At 47.8% G+C, this 16,403-nt stretch carries 20 protein-coding genes and 1 pseudogene; 10 read left to right on the top strand and 11 right to left on the bottom strand.

All coding sequences use genetic code 11. The features are described 5' to 3' along the window. Position 1: 1 nt before the first annotated feature. The 8 genes from carA to AF_RS06395 form a co-directional block, all read right to left on the bottom strand. Complete coding sequence (gene carA, locus AF_RS06425; RefSeq protein ID WP_010878768.1) at positions 2-1,078, bottom strand: glutamine-hydrolyzing carbamoyl-phosphate synthase small subunit; 1,077 nt, start codon at positions 1,076-1,078, stop codon at positions 2-4. Continuing rightward, the gene (gene purC, locus AF_RS06420; RefSeq protein ID WP_010878767.1) at positions 1,075-2,070 is read right to left on the bottom strand and encodes a phosphoribosylaminoimidazolesuccinocarboxamide synthase; all 996 of its coding nucleotides are present in this window, start codon (positions 2,068-2,070) and stop codon (positions 1,075-1,077) included. Before purC ends, carA begins: the two co-directional genes overlap by 4 nt. Before the next feature lie 4 nt (positions 2,071-2,074). Continuing rightward, on the bottom strand, positions 2,075-2,539 hold the full coding sequence (purE, locus tag AF_RS06415; protein WP_048064360.1) for a 5-(carboxyamino)imidazole ribonucleotide mutase: 465 nt from the start codon (positions 2,537-2,539) through the stop codon (positions 2,075-2,077). Between the two features lie 4 nt (positions 2,540-2,543). After that, positions 2,544-2,822, bottom strand: coding sequence for a helix-turn-helix domain-containing protein (locus tag AF_RS06410; protein ID WP_010878765.1), 279 nt, complete (start codon positions 2,820-2,822; stop codon positions 2,544-2,546). A gap of 417 nt (positions 2,823-3,239) precedes the next feature. Next, the gene (locus AF_RS13100) at positions 3,240-3,392 is read right to left on the bottom strand and encodes a hypothetical protein (protein ID WP_156029524.1); all 153 of its coding nucleotides are present in this window, start codon (positions 3,390-3,392) and stop codon (positions 3,240-3,242) included. Between the two features lie 93 nt (positions 3,393-3,485). Continuing rightward, positions 3,486-4,148, bottom strand: coding sequence for a hypothetical protein (locus AF_RS06400; protein ID WP_143274413.1), 663 nt, complete (start codon positions 4,146-4,148; stop codon positions 3,486-3,488). A 236-nt stretch (positions 4,149-4,384) separates the two neighbouring features. Further along, positions 4,385-4,519, bottom strand: a complete 135-nt coding sequence (locus AF_RS13720; protein WP_280097405.1) for a hypothetical protein — start codon at positions 4,517-4,519, stop codon at positions 4,385-4,387. Between the two features lie 468 nt (positions 4,520-4,987). Further along, positions 4,988-5,497: a hypothetical protein gene (locus AF_RS06395; protein ID WP_010878761.1), complete on the bottom strand. Its 510-nt coding sequence runs from the start codon at positions 5,495-5,497 to the stop codon at positions 4,988-4,990. Positions 5,498-5,599: 102 nt separating this feature from the next. Between AF_RS06395 and AF_RS06390 the strand changes: the two genes are divergently transcribed. Next, on the top strand, positions 5,600-6,295 hold the full coding sequence (locus AF_RS06390) for a metal-dependent hydrolase (protein ID WP_010878760.1): 696 nt from the start codon (positions 5,600-5,602) through the stop codon (positions 6,293-6,295). Between the two features lie 10 nt (positions 6,296-6,305). On the opposite strand, the gene AF_RS06385 is transcribed toward AF_RS06390, so the two are convergent. Continuing rightward, positions 6,306-7,061 carry a winged helix-turn-helix domain-containing protein gene (locus AF_RS06385; protein WP_143274412.1) on the bottom strand — a complete coding sequence of 252 codons (756 nt, stop codon included), beginning with the start codon at positions 7,059-7,061 and terminating at the stop codon, positions 6,306-6,308. Between the two features lie 89 nt (positions 7,062-7,150). Between AF_RS06385 and AF_RS06380 the strand changes: the two genes are divergently transcribed. The 9 genes and pseudogenes from AF_RS06380 (at position 7,151) to argF (ending at position 15,475) form a co-directional block, all read left to right on the top strand. Next, entirely contained in the window at positions 7,151-8,260 is a 1,110-nt protein-coding gene (locus tag AF_RS06380; RefSeq protein WP_010878758.1) for a 4Fe-4S binding protein, read from the top strand. A 9-nt stretch (positions 8,261-8,269) separates the two neighbouring features. Continuing rightward, a complete protein-coding gene (locus AF_RS06375) occupies positions 8,270-10,168 on the top strand; it encodes an FAD-dependent oxidoreductase (RefSeq protein ID WP_010878757.1) in 1,899 nt (632 codons plus the stop codon). A 331-nt stretch (positions 10,169-10,499) separates the two neighbouring features. Continuing rightward, positions 10,500-11,003: pseudogene (locus AF_RS06370) on the top strand (medium-chain acyl-CoA ligase); the annotation flags it as partial. 207 nt (positions 11,004-11,210) lie between these two features. Next, on the top strand, positions 11,211-12,026 hold the full coding sequence (purQ, locus tag AF_RS06365; RefSeq protein ID WP_010878755.1) for a phosphoribosylformylglycinamidine synthase subunit PurQ: 816 nt from the start codon (positions 11,211-11,213) through the stop codon (positions 12,024-12,026). A gap of 36 nt (positions 12,027-12,062) precedes the next feature. Beyond that, positions 12,063-12,842 carry a CBS domain-containing ParB/RepB/Spo0J family partition protein gene (locus AF_RS06360; protein WP_010878754.1) on the top strand — a complete coding sequence of 260 codons (780 nt, stop codon included), beginning with the start codon at positions 12,063-12,065 and terminating at the stop codon, positions 12,840-12,842. 4 nt (positions 12,843-12,846) lie between these two features. Then, the gene (gene srp19, locus AF_RS06355; RefSeq protein WP_010878753.1) at positions 12,847-13,161 is read left to right on the top strand and encodes a signal recognition particle SRP19; all 315 of its coding nucleotides are present in this window, start codon (positions 12,847-12,849) and stop codon (positions 13,159-13,161) included. Further along, entirely contained in the window at positions 13,158-14,120 is a 963-nt protein-coding gene (locus AF_RS06350; protein WP_010878752.1) for a TIGR01177 family methyltransferase, read from the top strand. Before srp19 ends, AF_RS06350 begins: the two co-directional genes overlap by 4 nt. A gap of 38 nt (positions 14,121-14,158) precedes the next feature. Further along, complete coding sequence (locus AF_RS06345; protein WP_143274411.1) at positions 14,159-14,524, top strand: response regulator; 366 nt, start codon at positions 14,159-14,161, stop codon at positions 14,522-14,524. 27 nt (positions 14,525-14,551) lie between these two features. Further along, positions 14,552-15,475, top strand: a complete 924-nt coding sequence (gene argF / locus AF_RS06340) for an ornithine carbamoyltransferase (RefSeq protein WP_010878750.1) — start codon at positions 14,552-14,554, stop codon at positions 15,473-15,475. Positions 15,476-15,552: 77 nt separating this feature from the next. Here argF and AF_RS06335 read toward each other — a convergent pair whose 3' ends face one another. Beyond that, a complete protein-coding gene (locus AF_RS06335; protein WP_010878749.1) occupies positions 15,553-16,092 on the bottom strand; it encodes a GNAT family N-acetyltransferase in 540 nt (179 codons plus the stop codon). An 82-nt stretch (positions 16,093-16,174) separates the two neighbouring features. Then, on the bottom strand, positions 16,175-16,369 hold the full coding sequence (locus tag AF_RS06330) for a hypothetical protein (RefSeq protein ID WP_010878748.1): 195 nt from the start codon (positions 16,367-16,369) through the stop codon (positions 16,175-16,177). Positions 16,370-16,403 lie beyond the last annotated feature (34 nt).

Raw genomic sequence — 16,403 nt, 5'->3', positions numbered from 1 at the left:
ATCACCTGTATTCTCTCAGCATATCCACATACCTGTCGAAGAAGAAGTAGGTGTCATGGGGGCCCGGCCCCGCTTCGGGGTGATACTGAACAGTTATGAGCGGGAAATCCTTGTGAACCATCCCCTCAACCGTGTGGTCGTTCAGGTTGATTTGTGTGACCTCAAACTCCTTGGGGAGGGTTTTTGTGTCAACGGCAAAGTTGTGGTTCTGGCTGGAGATGAAAACTCTCCCCGTCTCAAAATCCTTTACTGGCTGGTTACTGCCGTGGTGGCCAAACTTGAGCTTGAAGGTCTTTGCCCCAAGAGCAAGGGCTGTAAGTTGATGGCCAAGGCATATGCCCGCCATCGGAATCTGCCCGGCGAGCTTCCTTATCGTCTCGATTGTGGGCTTAACCCTTGCCGGATCCCCAGGACCGTTGGAGATGAAAACTCCGTCTGGATTCATCTCCTTAATCTTTTCTGCAGGAAAATCGTAAGGGACAACTGTGAGATTCACGCCCCTCTTCAGCAGCTGCCTGACTATGCTCATCTTAACCCCGCAATCTACAAGCACAACCTCCAAATCGCCATCTGACTCAAACCTCTTTGCCTCCTTCACGCAGACCTTATCCACAAGGTCAATGTCGCTTATAAAGGGCTGCTCAACCGCCTTTCTGACAAGCTTCTCCCTGTCAACGTCCCCTATGCCAATTGCAGCCTTCATGGAGCCGTAAATTCTTATCTTTCTGGTAAGCATTCTTGTGTCAACTCCCTCTATCCCCGGAACGTCGTACTGCTTCAGCAGCTCATCAACGCTCATCTCGCTTCTCCAGTTGCTCGGATTCTTGCAGAGCTCCTTAACCACAAATCCCTCAACCTTGACCCCATCGCTCTCAAAATCTTCCCTGTTCACTCCGTAGTTGCCTATGAGCGGGTAGGTCATCATCAGAATCTGCCCCTTGTAGCTTGGGTCAGTTAGAGCTTCAACGTAGCCCGTCATGGAGGTGCAGAAGACTATCTCGCCCAGCCCACCCCTCTCCGCCCCGAAGGCCTTACCTTCGAGATACGTCCCATCCTCCAAAGCCAAAGCGGCCTTCATTCCAGCACCTCTTTAAGCTGAGAAACAACCTCCTTAAGCTTTGGCGCATCGAAAAACTTCCTGCCAGTAACCTCATTGCAGAAGGCCCTGTAGAGGTTGGAAACTCCCTCTCTGACTTCATCAGGAAGTGGGGGCGGTAAGCCCACAGCCTCCCTCCATCCCTCCTGCCCCTTAAGCTGCCTGACTTTATCATACCACTCCGTTTTGCGGTAGTACTCCCTCAAAAGCTCCTTGCTCACCTCAAAGCCGTCAAAGCTGAACCTGCACTCGTCAGGAGTGCCTACGGCATCGACAACCATGAGGTTTCTTTCATCGTCAAGGGCAACCTCAATCTTTCCGTCCTCGTTTATCAGTCCCGCTTTCGAAACTTCCCTCGTTATAATCTCATCAACCTTAACAACGAGCTCCTTGAGAGCTTCAAACTCCTCATCGCTCAGTCCAGAAATTTCCTTTGCTTCGGAATGGCTCAGATAGCGGTCAACATCTTCAAGCTTGGTGCTGAAGTCCACAATTGGCCTTTCAAGCCTCATTCCCGCCTCAATTTTCGTTAGGCCAAAATCCTCTGGTTTGGCTTCTCCTCTCTCTATTCTCCTCAGGAGAGAGGAGCCTTCGGGAATGCTGTTGCGGTATATTATCTCAAGCGGGACGAGGAAGTTTCCCTTTAAGGTTTTGAAGATGCTGTAATCCCCGTTTTTCGGTTTAATAACCCTAACAAGCTTAACTTCCATCTCATTTACTGCATTCTCAACCTCATCGAACCTCCTCACCTTCCCTCCTTCAACCAAACCGAGGTAGTGCGTTGCTATGCCGGCCTCCTCAAGCTTTTCGAAGAAGTAGGCTGTGACCATGCAGAGAGCCCTTCCCTTATCCTCTATTTTATCTGGCATCTCCCCGTAGTCGAAAACCGAATAGCGGTTTGAGAAGATGAACCTTCCAAGTCCGGGCTTCTCAGCGGGTTCTTTGAGAACTACCAAATCCTTAACACTCCCCATCCAATCACCTCAGTTCCTCATCCGCTTTATAAATTTCTCTCCTCTTGTTCTCCTGGAACTGGACAACTTTCTCCCTGACCCCCTCATCCTTAAGAGCGAAAATCTTTGCAACCGCTAAGGCAGCGTTCTCAGCCTCAAGAACGAGCATTGGCGCAACGCCTGAAGGCATCCTTATGCTTGAGAAGATGTCTGCCCCTCCAAACTTGTCGCTGTAGGGGGGAGACGCTATTACCGGCTTTGAGGTGTTTGCGTCAACAAAACCGCTCAGAGCGTTGCTCCTTCCCGCTACGGTGACGAAGACCACATCCTCCTTCTCGTACTCCTTTATGATTTCCAGAACCTTCTCGGGAGTTTTGTGGGCTGAAGCGATTCTCATTACAGCATCAATGCCAAAATCTGCGAGCTTTGAAGCTATCTTCTTCGAGTAATCCAGGTCAGATTTCGAACCCATAATTATTACCGCCTTCATCCCTTCACCTCTTCGAAATTGCCTCAACAACCTTATCGTAAGCCTCAAGCAGTTCCTTAAGCTCAGGAATTGAGACATAATATAACTTTCTCGGTGGGTCCTCTCTGGCGTTAACCAGACCCAAATCGTAGAGCAGCTTCAAATGCTTTGATGCGCTGTACTTCCCGATTCCCAGCCTTTCCGAAATCTCCGTAACGCTCAGCTCCCCTGAATCTATTATTGTCTTCAAAATTCTCCTTCTAATCCTCGCCCTCAGGGCTCTCGCAAGCTTCTCGTCTGGCATTGTTTGGTTGCGCAACGGTGCAACTTATAACGGTTACGATTCAATTAGAGGGAACTCGGAAAAGTCAATTCTTTTTTCAACGAAATCCCACGAACTCTCGTCTCTGTCTGCAATGACCACCACACCGTACTCGCTGATCACAGAAAAGAACCCTTTAACAGGAAATTTTCTACTGTCTATCCCAACCAGAGGATCGTCAAGGAGATTTATACTTTGCGCTGCAAAATATAGGCGACGGAGAGCTGCACCATTCTTCTCTGTCCCTGTGAGAGGTGAGAGAGCTTGCAATCTGTAATGCTGCCCAATCCAAAAAGCTCAAGGGCTTCCATCATCCTAACTAAGGTTCTTTGTTTATTCAGACCGTACAGAGCACCATAAACTAGCACATAGTCTTTTGTGGTTATCTGCTCGGGCACGTCAATCTTCTCCGTAAGGTAAAAAATCTCCTTTTTCTTTCTCGAATTTCCACCAGAAATCAAACCAGTAAAAAATTGGTAAGAACGCTATCTGCAGCATCCAGAATATCCTACTTCTCAAGATACTGCTACCCAATCTTAGATAGGCATTCATTCCAACACCTCTTTACTTTGATATCAGCATCGTAAAAGGCAACAAGTATTATGGGCAGGATTGCATCAAGTACTGGTGGAAAACTGAAAACGATTAGGAAATATACACCCAAAGATAAAAAACTACAAGGGATGTCTTGCTGGAGTCAGAAGGCACAAGTAAATTTGCAAAGACGGAGGATGCGATAAGGTGGACGAAGAACAGATAGTCTACATGCAAAATACCGGAGAAATTCAGCAGAACAATTTCAGGTAGTGCAATTCCTGCAATCACAAAGGCAAAAAGTGATGAAAGAATCCTGCGTCTTAATGGTGTTCCCAAGATTAATCTAACGTCTTGAATTTTCAAATCAACACCTCTGGAGTAGATGAGGGTTATAAAAGGTTGCAGCAGCATTATCTGGAACAGCATTGTATCGATGACCAGAAGCGCATCTGAGAAGTCAGGATTCTCCATACCGATTCCGTCTAATGTTATGTAAACACCCTTTGACTTCAGGATTAAAGGTATGCCTGTGATGAAAACCACAATCATTGGCAGAAACAGATGGAAAGGATAGAACGCAATTCCACTCACCATAATTGCACGGGCATCGATTCTTCTAAACAAAAAAACAAGAAAAGGTATCAAAACGTACAAAACCGTTGAAATCGCTGAGACCACTACTATGAGCAGCAACTCTGGAGGTTTTACTGCGATAATTAAAGGTAAAATCAGAGGAAGGGCCGATAGCAAATCCAATAGCAGGAGTTTCAAACTGCTCGGGGTGAAGCGCAGCTTTAGCGATTTAGCAGCATTGAATGAGTTCAGGCAAATTGGGCTAAAACCGTTAATGTTAGTGTGATGGTATATGAATAAAGTGGTTCCGGTAAATTCCTAATCTGAAATGCAATATAGCTCAAAAGAGGCGATAGTCCGAGCGGCAGCAGGTAGGCTGGATCCTGAAGTAAAACCTTAAAATAAATGAAAGTCTTGTCACTTGCATACACAGTTTATTTTTTTACTTCAAAAAGGTTCTTCCAGATTATCCCGCACTCCCTAACGTTCCAGTTACATGCTAGCACCGCACAGGCTCCGCAGGTTCCACCGTACATCGCGAGGGCTGCAACAGCCACAACAATTATCACAGCGAAATGGGTTAAAGCCGTAATAGGGTTCTGGTTGCCCTACATTGTCGATGAAGTATTGAAAGCATTTATATTATAGCTTCACAAGAGGTCTTTCGCAGAATAAGCAGAGAAACTTGCCAGAGAAGGGTCGGGCTCTGCAAATCGAGGCTCGTTTGTATAACCACCGACACCTTACTCTGCTTGGCTTTACCCGACAAAAAAGGAGTTTACGATATGAACTGTGTCCTTTTAAGTGTCTGGTGGTGCTGTGAAGTGGGGATTGAGCCTTTTTGATGCCTTTGCCCGAAAAAGTCTTGAAGCCTGAATTGGAGTACTTGAAGCATTACCTCAAGTTATTGGATTAAAATTCTCTGAATGCCTCATTTTTTTCCACAGGGGCGCCTTCAATAATTATTTCAGCGTCTACGTGGCTATCTATCTGCCAAAATTGTATCTTCCCAAGTTACTTATGGACAAAAATATAGCTTAAACGAATTGCCTCTCCTTCCTCTGCAGCATCCTAACAGCACCCATCTTCACGAGTTCTACCGCGTTTGCGATTTCGTAGAGGTCTTCTTTGCTTTTGCTCCTAATTCTAAGCTTTCTCCCAAAGTTCGTATGCATGTCGAGCAGGTACGACCTCGTAACGAACCACCAGTAGAGGAGGAGCAGGGAAACGAACAGGAACGCAGTTGGAAGGACGAATAGCATTAAAGCTGAGGTGAAACTGCCGACGCCGAATTCCAGCCCGAGAAGATACATTATCGCCGAGCTGACGAGAAAGATTAAACCTCCCGCAAAAAATCCCCACCTGTTCTCCTTCTTGATTTCAACCATCTGTATTCCCGAAATGTAGAGGAGCTTTGCGTTTCCGTTGCTTCTGAACATTATTCTGCTTTCCGTTATCTTAACATTCCCTCTCTTAACCTTGAGGTCATCGTCGATCTCGTAAACCTCAGTCTCAAACAGAACTCTTTCAGGTGTGGTCAACTCCATGTATCGAAAATCAGTTGATAGCTAAAATAATTTTTCTCACAAAATTGAAATTACTTTTCAAGCTCCAAAAAACGTTAAATTTACTTCTGAAGATTAATACCTATGAAAATAACATGGTTGGGACACGCGGCCTTTTTGCTTGAGGGAAGCATGAAGGTGCTGATTGACCCCTTCCTCACGGGAAATCCCAACGCTCCCGTAAAGCCTGAAGAAGTCAAGGCGGATTACATCCTCGTAACCCACGGCCACGGAGACCATCTTGGAGATGCGGTTGAGATTGCCAAGAGAAACAACGCCCCCATAATCTGCATTCACGAGCTTTCGAGAATTCTTTCGAGGTATGATGTCGAAACTATGGGAATGAACATGGGTGGGACTGCGAGAACGGGAAGCATTGCAGTTACAATGGTTCCAGCCTGGCATTCAGCAGATTTGGAAGACGAGCAGGGGAACATAATAAGCGCTGGCCTTCCAGCGGGCTTTATCGTCTCAATGGATGGCGTGAGAGTTTACCACACTGGCGACACGGATGTCTTTCTGGACATGCAGCTAATCGGAGAGCTCCACAGGCCAGATGTGATGCTTCTGCCCATCGGAGACTACTACACCATGGGTATTGCCGGAGCCGTTAAGGCTTTGGAGCTTGTTAAGCCCAAAGTAGCGATACCGATGCACTACAACACCTTCCCGCTGGTCGAGAAGGACCCAGAGGACTTCAGAAAGGCTGTGAAGGCGAAGGGGCTGGATGTCGAAGTTGTGATTCTAAAGCCGGGAGAGAGCTACGAGTTCAACAAGTAATTTCCTTTTTTTATCTTCTGGAAGCCACCACGATCCCCATAGCGTCCCTTAACTCAACCAGACAGTTTAAAACCTTCAAACCGCTGTGGGTGATTATATATCTTCTCCTCAGAGTTTCCTGAGTTATGTAGCCAGCCTCCATCAGATTCCGCAGATGGAACTGCAGATGCCCTCCCTTAATTCCAACAGCCCTTTCAAGCTCCGCGTAGCTCTTCCCACCCTTTGCGAGGGCCTTCAGTATTCTGATTCTTATCGGATTGGATAGCGGGGATAGCAGCTTTGCAACAGCCTCCTCATCTATTTCCTCAATGCTATTCCAGCGCCTCAGAATTGTCCTCCTCTGCTCTGAAATTTCCAAGGAGTGCTTTATGAGGTTTTCAAGCGTTTCGAAGGTGTCCACCATGCTCTGCATGCAGTTCTTGTCGGGGCATAGTGAAGATTCCAAATGCTTCTCTACCGCTTCTTTGTGCTTTTTCACCTCTTCAAGTGCCTCCTCAGCCCCCTTTTCAGAGTAAACCCTTATAACCTTCGATGTGGCTTTATTGACTCTTGAGAGGCAGAAGTCCCTGAGCTTGCAGCTTTCAGGGCTCAAGTGCTCTATTCTGCTTTTTTCGCTCTTTACAGCAGCTTTAAGCTCAGCAAGAAACTCCCTCTCACCTTCTCTCTCTGCAAGCATTTCAACTGCCGTTGCAAGGCTCATCATGCTGTCCTGCAAAACATCAATTTTCCTGCTCATCTCTTCCAGCCTTCTCAGCAGCTCCTCCATCAGACTGTAGTTCACCCCATACTATATAAATCTATAGCATTTGCGATATTGTTATATAATTTGTGGAGAAAAGGCTATGAGGTGAAAGCATGCACCACTCACACCATCTTGAAATATACGAGAAGCTGAGGGAGAAGCTCGATAAGGCCCCAGTCGGTTTACCAAAGACTGTAAGCGGAGTTGAAAAGGAGATTCTGAGCGTCCTCTTTGACGAGGAGGAGGCGAAGATTGCAGTTCACATGCCCTTCATCAGGTTTACAGCAGAGCAGCTTGCCGAGAGGACGGGGAAAAGCTTGGAATATGTGGAGAAGATTCTGAATGAGATGGCGAAAAAGGGGACAGTATGGAAGGGAGAGAAGGATGGAAAGACCTACTACAGGCTTTTTCCTGTCATAGTGGGATTTGCTGAGATGCCCTTTTTGGCTGGGCCGGGCAGGGATGCAAGACAGGAGAAACTCGCCCCCCTGTGGGCTAAGTATCGCAAGGAGGGATTTCTGGACGAGCTTGGTGATAGAGAGCATGCTATTCTGAGGGCTTTGCCAGAGAAGAGCACAATTTCAAAGCAGTCCGTCATTCTGCCCTACGAAGATGCTGAAAAACTGGTGAGGGATAGAGATTACCATGCTGTTGGCTACTGCCCCTGCAGAATTATGGCGAGGCTCATTGGGGAGGGTTGCAGGCACAGCCTTGAGGTCTGCCTCCATTTCGGATCTCTCGGCAAGTACATGGTCGAGCACGGCTACGCAAGGAGGATAACGGCTGATGAGGCGGTTGAGATTCTGAGGAAGTCCAACAGGGAGGGGCTTGTGCATGTGACGGAGAGAAGTAAAGGCCCGATAAGCACCATCTGCAACTGCTGCAGCGACTGCTGTGCCTTCTTCAGGGCAATACATGAGGCGGGACATCCAAAAACAATAGCCCACTCAAGCTACGTTGCGAGCGTTGATTCATCGAAGTGCATTGCCTGCGGTATATGCATGCTCCGCTGCCCCATGAAGGCTGTGAAGGCGAAGATAAACAGGGAGCCGGCAAATGTTGAAGCTGAAAAGTGTTTGGGTTGCGGGGTTTGCGTGCCAACATGCCCTGTGGAGGCCATAGAGCTTGTTGAGAGGGAGGAGTTGCAGGAGTGGCCCGACCACCTGACCTACTATCAGGAGTTGCTGGCAGACAGGGGGAAGGACCCAGCAGGTTTGTTCTGAGGTGATGGGATGAAATTATTTGAGCCAATCGAGTTTGGAGGAATGAAGGTAAAGAACAGAATAGTTCTCCCAGCAGTGGGACTGAACTACACAACGCCAGATGGAAGGGTTACAGATAAGCTGCTCAGGTTCTACGAAGAGAGGGCGAAGGGAGGGATAGGTTTTGCGGTTGTAGGGATTGCCAAAATCGAACCCCACTTCTTTGGTGGAATAGCAGCACACTCCGACGAATTTATTCCAGACCTCAAGAAGATAGCCGACGTCTTCCACAAGTACGACGTGAAATGCGCTTTACAGCTATGGCACCCAGGCAGATACGAAATCTCCTTCGACCCCAACCGCCAACCAGTCGCCCCATCCCCCATACCACCACCAATCTTCACCAAGCGCACTCCCAAAGAGCTCACCAAAGAAGAAATCCTTCAAATCGAGGAGGAGTTTGCTGATGCAGCTGTGAGGGCGAAGAAAGCTGGCTTCGATGCTGTCGAGCTTATTGGTTCAGCAGGCTACCTCATTTCCCAGTTCTTCAGCCCCGCAACGAACAAAAGAACGGACGAGTATGGGGGCAGCTTGGAAAACCGCACGAGGTTTGCGGTTGAGATAATTCAAAAAATCAAGGAAAAGTGCGGAGAGAGCTATCCAGTAATGATACGAATCCCCGGAGACGAGTTCATCGAGGGAGGGAACACAGTCAGAGAAATGAAGCAGATTGCCAAAATATTGGAGGATGCAGGAGTTGTAGCAATCAACGTAATGGCGGGCTGGCACGAGTCCAGAAAGCCTTTGACAACAATGCTCGTTCCCAGAGGAGGTTTTGCTTACCTTGCAGCAGAGATAAAGAGCGCTGTAAGCGTTTCCGTTATCGCATCTCACCGCATCAATGATCCGATTGTGGCTGAAAAGATACTGCAGGAGGGCAAGGCAGATATGGTTGCAATGCTGAGAGCTTTGATTGCCGACCCTGAACTGCCGAAGAAGGCCAAGGAGGGAAGGTTTGATGAGATAAGGTATTGCGTGGCCTGCAACCAGGGCTGCATGGACATGGTTATGCAGGCTCAGCCAGTTACATGCCTCGTTAACCCCATAGTTGGAAGGGAGGCTGAGTTTGAAAATCTGAAAGCAGAAAAACCAAAGAAGGTTGTTATTGTCGGAGGTGGACCGGGAGGATGCATGGCTGCAGAGATGCTTGCAAGAAAGGGGCATAAGGTAGTTTTATTCGAGAAAACTGACAAATTGGGAGGGCAGCTCAACTTGGCTGCGAAGTCACCTTTGGGCTATGAATTTGCAGAAGTGGGCAAGTACTTCATGAACGTCCTGCCAAAGCTTGGGGTAGAGGTGAGATACAACACGGAGGCTGATGCGGGCAAAGTTTTAGCAGAGAACCCTGATGTTGCGGTAATAGCCGTTGGAGCTTCTCCTTTGATCCCACCAATTCCGGGAGTTGAGAATGCTGTAACAGCCTTCGATGTCCTCGCAGGAAGGGCAGAGGTTGGAAACAGTGTGGTGGTTATAGGCGGAGGAGGAGTTGGATGCGATGTTGCAGCAGAGCTTGCAAATGAGGGGAAGAAGGTTACAATTGTGGAGATGTTGCCGAAGATTGGCCAGGATATAGGCATCTCGACAAGATGGACCGTATTGATGTACCTGAAAGAGAAGGGAGTGGAGATGCTCACCAACACGAAGGCTGTTGAAATCAAGCCCAATGCAGTGGTTGTGGAGCAGAATGGTGAGAGGAAAGAGTTGCAGTGTGACACTGCTGTTATAGCTGTCGGTACAAAGCCGAACAATGGGCTGTATGACGAGCTTCAGGGCAAGGTTAGCGAGCTCTACAAGATTGGAGACTGCGTTAAGCCCAGAAAGGCTCTCGATGCTACAAGGGAGGGAGCTGAGCTGGCTTTGAAGGTTTAATACATCGTAAGTTCATTTTCCAACTTTTTTGTTTTTCAGCAGATTATAACTGAAAATAAACTTTCAGGATTCTTAAGTAAATTAATTCGAAAAATTATTATGTCGATTAAACTTGATTGATTGGTGAAAAACTATGCTGAAAGGAATACCTTCCACCATGAATGATGACTACCAGCTAAATGTAACAAGGATAATACAGCATGCTGCCAGAATCCACCCCAAAAGGGAGATTGCGTCCAGAACCTTTGCAGGGATGTTCAGATACAACTACGCCAAAGCCTACGAGCGAATTTGTGCTATAGCAAATGCTCTTGAGGAGCTTTGGATTAATGAGCTGCCGTGGGATGGAAAGTCCGTTGGAGAGCTTTGGATCAGGGGTTTGTGGGTTGCGAAGGAGTACCACAATGACGAGAGAACGATGAACAGCTTCGTTGACGGATGGTGGAAGAGCGGAGATGTGGCAGTAATAACCCCTGAAGGTTATGTAAAGGTGGTTGACAGGGTTAAGGATGTGATAAAGAGCGGGGGAGAGTGGATAAGCAGCGTTGATTTGGAGAACTATCTGATGGGACATCCAGCAGTTTTGGAAGCATGTGTTGTCGCTGCTGAGCATCCGAAGTGGCAGGAGAGGCCGATAGCGATTGTCGTTCCCAAGCCCGGCAGCGAAGTTACCAAGGATGAGCTGAGAGAGTTTCTGGCGAAAAGATTTGCGAAGTGGCAGCTTCCAGACGACATAATCTTCGTTAACGAAATCCCAAAGACGAGCGTTGGAAAGTTCGACAAGAAGAGGCTCAGGGAGCAGTATCGCAGATACCTTATAGAAAAAATGGAGTAAAATTAAAGATCTGCCAGCTTTGAAAGTTTAGGTTTTTCTTTTTTTACTTTTCCCTAGACAGGACGATCTTAGAGAAAGGAATCAGACCAGCCCCACCAGCTAAAAGAATTCTTTTCAAATTGATGCCGTTACTAGCACTAAAGAGTGCAGAACATCAACGCTGCCGACACGGAAAAAGCTTAAAAGATTGCGGTTGATTGCTTACCGATGGACAGGGAGGAAATCAAGGTTGCAGTTCTGAGGATGGAGGGTACAAACTGCGAGGATGAGACGGTTAAAGCCTTCAGAAGTCTCGGGGTTGAGGCAGAGGCCGTTCACATCAAGCAGTTTTACAGCGACATGATAAGGTTCGAGGAGCAAAGAAGCGTATTCGACTACCAGTGCTTGGTCTTTCCCGGCGGGTTTTCGGCAGGGGATTACATCAGAGCCGGGGCAATCTTCTCGGCGAGGGTAAAGAGCGTTCTGAGAAAGGACATTGAGGAGTTCATAAAAATGGGCTATCCAATCCTCGGTATCTGCAACGGCTTTCAGGTTCTCGTCGAGCTTGGTGCTCTTCCGGGCTTTGATGAAGATAAGCCGCTTGCCGAAAAACCTGAGATGGCATTGGCGATGAACGACTCAAGCAGGTTCGAGTGCAGGCCGACTCTGCTGAAAAAGGAGAGCGAGAAGTGCATCTTCGTGAAAAATCTAAAGAAAGACGTGGTGATGTTCCCTGTGGCGCATGCAGAGGGGAAGGTGGTTTTTCCCTCGGGAAAGGAGGATGAGTATCTGGAAAGGCTCACCTCCAACGACCAGATTGTTTTCAGATACGTTGATGAAAAGGGAGATTATGCAGGATACCCCTGGAATCCCAACGGAAGCTTCTACAACATCGCGGGCATTTGCAACGCAACACATACGGTCTTCGGCTTAATGCCCCACCCTGAAAGGGCATTCTTCGGCTACCAGGTTGGGAGGAGAGAAGGTTACGGGGACGGCTACTGCATTTTCAGGAGCGTTGTTGATTATCTGGAAAAGCTTTAGCAAAAGTTTTTAGCTTGCCGTCATTTTTCTTCTGTAATGAGCATTAAGGTTAAGGACTACATGACGAAGAACGTTTACACGCTGAAGCCGGATAACACCGTCAAGGATGCAATCGAGCTTGTGCGCAAAACGGGACACGACAGCTTTCCCGTTGTGGACGACAACATGAGAGTTGTGGGCTACATTTCAGCAGTTGACCTTCTCGACAAATCTCCGGAAACGAAGATCAGGGATATCATGTCGAGAGAGCTTTATGTGGCGAGAGACTTCATGGATTTGAGAGACGCTGCAAGAGTCATGTTCAGAACCGGACATTCAAAGCTTCCTGTTGTCGATGAGGATAACAGGCTTGTTGGTATAATCTCCAACGCCGACGTTATAAGAAGCCAGATTGAGAAGGTTGATCCGGACAAGGTGGAGAAGCTGAAGAACACAATTGAGAAAGTTCACGGAGTCAGGACTGTGGTGAGAAGAGGAAAGGTTGAAACCGCCAGGCTGATCCCGACACAGTCGAGAATTTATGCAGATGAGCTGAAGGGGAGGATTCACGAGCTGAAAAGGGGGCTCGCGGAGCCGATAGTTGTGATAAAAAAGGACTCACGCTACTACCTGGTTGATGGGCACCACAGAGTCGTTGCAGCAGCGAAGCTGGGAGTCAAGGAACTTGACGCATACATCATCGAGGTGCCGGAAGACATCGAACTTGGAATTGAGAAGCTCGTAAGAAAGAAAGGGCTAAAATCCGTGAGGGACATCGAGATAATCGAGGACGTTCCGCATCCGCTGGTTGAAATAACCTTCAGAAACATGGGGTGAGGACGTGAAGGAGTGCGTTGTCTGGACTGTCAATTTGGACAGCAAGAAAAGCAGGGCTGAGGGGCGGAGGATTCCCAGGAGGTTTGCCGTACCGAACGTAAAACTGCATGAGCTTGTTGAAGCCTGCAAGGAGCTTGGCCTGAAATTCAGGGCTGAGGAGAAGAAGTACCCCAAATCATGGTGGGAAGAGGGCGGGAGAGTCGTTGTGGAGAAGAGGGGCACCAAGACGAAGCTCATGATCGAGCTTGCGAGAAAAATTGCTGAGATAAGGGAGCAAAAGAGGGAGCAGAAGAAGGACAAGAAAAAGAAGAAGAAATGAAGTTCCTCTTCTACCTCTCTGCGGATAACCTCGAAATCGCGAGAAAGGAGGTTCTTGTTCTTGCCGAACGCTACGGATGGGTTGAGGACTACCAGTTCGAGGAAAGACTTCTGCTGCTGGACTACGCAGGAGAGAAGTTTTTTGAGAGACTTGCCTACACAAACGAAGTAACCAAGATATACGACATCTGCTCAGTTAGCGAGCTTGAGCAGGTTTTTTCGGAGATTCCTGTTTACGACAGACTGTGCTGTGTCAGGGTTAAAGGAGGTAAGGGAAAAACGGCACTCGAAAGGAAGCTTGGAGCGTTGTTGTGGAAGAGGGGAGCAAAAGTCAGCGTTTCGAATCCAGAAATCGTTTACAAAGTTTACATACAGGACGATAAATGCTACGTCGGTTTGCTTGAGTTCGAAAGAGATACCAGACAGTTCTTCCTCAGGAGACCGGACAGAAGGCCCTTTTTAATGCCCTCCGCCATTAAGCCAAAGCTTGCCAGGGCGCTGGTGAACCTTACGGGAGTTCTGGAAGGAGAAACTCTTCTCGACCCGATGTGCGGAACGGGCAGCTTTCTTATTGAGGCTGGCCTCATGGGAATCAATCCAATCGGAATCGACTTCATCGAGAAAATAGTCAGGGGCTGCAGAGTAAACCTTGAGTACTACGGCATTGAAGGGAGCGTCCTGCTCGGTGACGCGAAAAACCTCCCCTTGAGGGACGAGTCTGTCCGCGGGATAGCAACGGACTATCCGTACCTCAGGTCAACCAAGGCTGCGGGAACTCTTGATGAGCTCTACTCGAAAACCAGCGAGGAATTTGAGAGGGTGCTAAAGAAGGGTGGAAGGGCCGCCATTGTCACCAACATTGATGTTGAGAGCTTTTTTTCGAATTTCGAAATAGAGATGAAAACTGAAGAGAGAGTCCACGGAAGCCTGACGAGGAGAATATACCTGCTCAGAAGGTAACATTTATATTATTCAAAATGAAGGGAAAAGGGGGTAGCATGAAGCCAAGAGTAATGATTGTTGAGGACGACCTCGCAGTTCTTGAGGCCCTTAAGTTAATGCTTGAGGACTATTATGAGGTTATAGTGGCCCTGAACGGCAGAGAGGCAATTGCCCTCTACGAAAAATTCAGGCCGGACATAGTTTTAATGGACATCTCCATGCCGGAAGTAGACGGTGTGGAAGCGACAAAGGCTATTTTGCAAAAGGATCCAAAGGCCGTAATACTCTGTGTGACCGCCTTTGCGGCCCACAGAGGGCAGGAAATTCTCGACGCCGGAGCAAGGGAAATCATCGAGAAACCATTCACTAGAAAGTACCTCTTGGACAGGATAGAGCACTACCTCCAAAAACAGAAAGTTTAATTAATTAACCGGAAATTTTTAACCGGTATGAAGCATCTTCTTTCGATGGCTGACCTCGAAAAGGATGAGCTTTTCGAGATACTCAAGCTTGCCGAGAAGCTAAAGGAGGAAAGGTACAAGGGCGTTGTTACCGATTACCTGAAAAACAAAAGCCTCGCAATGATCTTCGAACTTCCTTCAACGAGAACAAGAGTATCTTTTGAGGTTGCTATGACCGACTTGGGCGGCCACGCGCTCTACCTCGGGTGGGACGAACTTCAGCTCGGCAGAGGGGAGCCGATAAAGGACACAGCGAGAGTTCTCAGCAGATACGTTCATGCGGTAATGATGAGGGTTAGGGAGCACAGCACCATCGAGGAGTTTGCCAGATACTCAACAGTTCCAGTTATCAACGGTCTGAGCAACCTTGAGCATCCGTGCCAGGTTATTGCGGATTTGCTGACGATTTACGAGTACAGAGGGGACTTCAAGGACGTCACTCTCGCATGGGTTGGGGATGGAAACAACGTCTGCAACTCCATGATTCTCGCCGCTGCGCTAACCGGAATGAAGATGGTCATCTCAACACCTGAAAACTACGACCCAAATCCCGAGATTGTTAAGAAAGCCGAGGAAATGGGTGCAAAGCTGCGGTTCGTGAGAGACCCGAAGGAGGCTGTTAAGGAGGCGGATGTGATTTACACCGACGTCTGGACGTCGATGGGTCAGGAGGCCGAGAAGGAGGCTAGGCTAAAGGCGTTTCAGCCGTATCAGGTTTCAGATGAGCTGCTCAAGTTCTCAAAGGATGATGTCGTCGTTATGCACTGCTTACCAGCACACAGAGGGGAGGAGATTACGGATGAGGTGATGGAAGGTAAGCACTCCATCGTGTTTGATCAGGCTGAAAACAGATTGCACGCCCAGAAGGCAATACTGCTTAAGCTGCTCGGGAAGGAGAGCGAGGTTTACTGAGTTAATTGAAAGTGTGGTTCTACACAAAAAATGGAATTTCTTCTATTTTCTTTAAAGTGAGATTAAAAACCAATTATTCACTCGTTCTGCTGCTCCGTCAAATCGAGATACATGTCGCACTCGTAGTATGGAGCGACAATCTTGAAACCCATCTTCTTGTAAACGTGAATGGCTCTCGCGTTGCTTCTCTCAGTCACGAGCATGATTCCCTTAAATCCAGCCTTTTTGCAGTAATCGATTATCAGCTTCATCATCTCCTGCCCGAGCCCTCTGTTCTGGTAGTCTTGATGGATAAATATCGTCAGGTCAACCTTCATATCCTCGGTTGGAACTATGACGAGGTGTCCAACGATTCTTCCGTCCTTCTCTGCGACTATTGCAAAGCCGTTTTCCGCGAGGTAGTCAATCCAGTTCTCGATGGCCTTCCTGCTTATTGGGGGCAAACCTAGACAGCGATAGTCGGGGTCGTAGGTTTCGTACATCTCTATAAGCTTCTCCCTGTCCTGCTCGTGTATGTACTGCCTGATGAGAATCTCCTCGCCCTTCCTGTCCTTAACAACGACAGGTTTGAACTCCGGGAAGTTGAAGCGCACAGACTTCTCGCTGGCCATGACCATTTCAGACACCTAATGAATATTGGGCAGCGGAAGTATTTATTATTTTCTCAAGAATATTAATCGTTTATATAATGATAAATTCCTACTCGACCTCGATCTTCTTTATTTCCTTCTTAGCCTTAGTTATCTCCTCAACAGCTTCAATCTTGTCAAGACCTGAATCTATCAAAGTCCGCATTGCCAGCAGTATTTCCTTTGTCGCCTTCAGCATGTGCTCCAAAAACTCCTCTGGAACCACATCTTCCAGCTCCGGCAGAACTATCTTTATTTCCCTCATACCATCACCTTGATTTGATACTGCCATCAACCTA

Origin of the sequence: Archaeoglobus fulgidus DSM 4304 (assembly GCF_000008665.1) — an archaeon.
Classification (GTDB): domain Archaea; phylum Halobacteriota; class Archaeoglobi; order Archaeoglobales; family Archaeoglobaceae; genus Archaeoglobus; species Archaeoglobus fulgidus.
The sequence above is the reverse complement of the archived record's forward strand: the minus strand, read 5'-3'. Positions and strand labels throughout refer to the sequence as shown.

Bases quoted from the DNA above. Each gene is read 5' to 3' on its own strand.
- carA (WP_010878768.1), bottom strand. From the start codon at position 1,078: ATGAAGGCCGCTTTGGCTTTGGAGGATGGGACGTATCTCGAAGGTAAG.
- purC (WP_010878767.1), bottom strand. From the start codon at position 2,070: ATGGGGAGTGTTAAGGATTTGGTAGTTCTCAAAGAACCCGCTGAGAAG.
- purE (WP_048064360.1), bottom strand. From the start codon at position 2,539: ATGAAGGCGGTAATAATTATGGGTTCGAAATCTGACCTGGATTACTCG.
- AF_RS06410 (WP_010878765.1), bottom strand. From the start codon at position 2,822: ATGCCAGACGAGAAGCTTGCGAGAGCCCTGAGGGCGAGGATTAGAAGG.
- AF_RS13100 (WP_156029524.1), bottom strand. From the start codon at position 3,392: ATGAATGCCTATCTAAGATTGGGTAGCAGTATCTTGAGAAGTAGGATA.
- AF_RS06395 (WP_010878761.1), bottom strand. From the start codon at position 5,497: ATGGAGTTGACCACACCTGAAAGAGTTCTGTTTGAGACTGAGGTTTAC.
- AF_RS06390 (WP_010878760.1), top strand. From the start codon at position 5,600: ATGAAAATAACATGGTTGGGACACGCGGCCTTTTTGCTTGAGGGAAGC.
- AF_RS06385 (WP_143274412.1), bottom strand. From the start codon at position 7,061: ATGGAGGAGCTGCTGAGAAGGCTGGAAGAGATGAGCAGGAAAATTGAT.
- AF_RS06380 (WP_010878758.1), top strand. From the start codon at position 7,151: ATGCACCACTCACACCATCTTGAAATATACGAGAAGCTGAGGGAGAAG.
- AF_RS06375 (WP_010878757.1), top strand. From the start codon at position 8,270: ATGAAATTATTTGAGCCAATCGAGTTTGGAGGAATGAAGGTAAAGAAC.
- purQ (WP_010878755.1), top strand. From the start codon at position 11,211: ATGGACAGGGAGGAAATCAAGGTTGCAGTTCTGAGGATGGAGGGTACA.
- AF_RS06360 (WP_010878754.1), top strand. From the start codon at position 12,063: ATGAGCATTAAGGTTAAGGACTACATGACGAAGAACGTTTACACGCTG.
- AF_RS06350 (WP_010878752.1), top strand. From the start codon at position 13,158: ATGAAGTTCCTCTTCTACCTCTCTGCGGATAACCTCGAAATCGCGAGA.
- AF_RS06345 (WP_143274411.1), top strand. From the start codon at position 14,159: ATGAAGCCAAGAGTAATGATTGTTGAGGACGACCTCGCAGTTCTTGAG.
- argF (WP_010878750.1), top strand. From the start codon at position 14,552: ATGAAGCATCTTCTTTCGATGGCTGACCTCGAAAAGGATGAGCTTTTC.
- AF_RS06335 (WP_010878749.1), bottom strand. From the start codon at position 16,092: ATGGTCATGGCCAGCGAGAAGTCTGTGCGCTTCAACTTCCCGGAGTTC.
- AF_RS06330 (WP_010878748.1), bottom strand. From the start codon at position 16,369: ATGAGGGAAATAAAGATAGTTCTGCCGGAGCTGGAAGATGTGGTTCCA.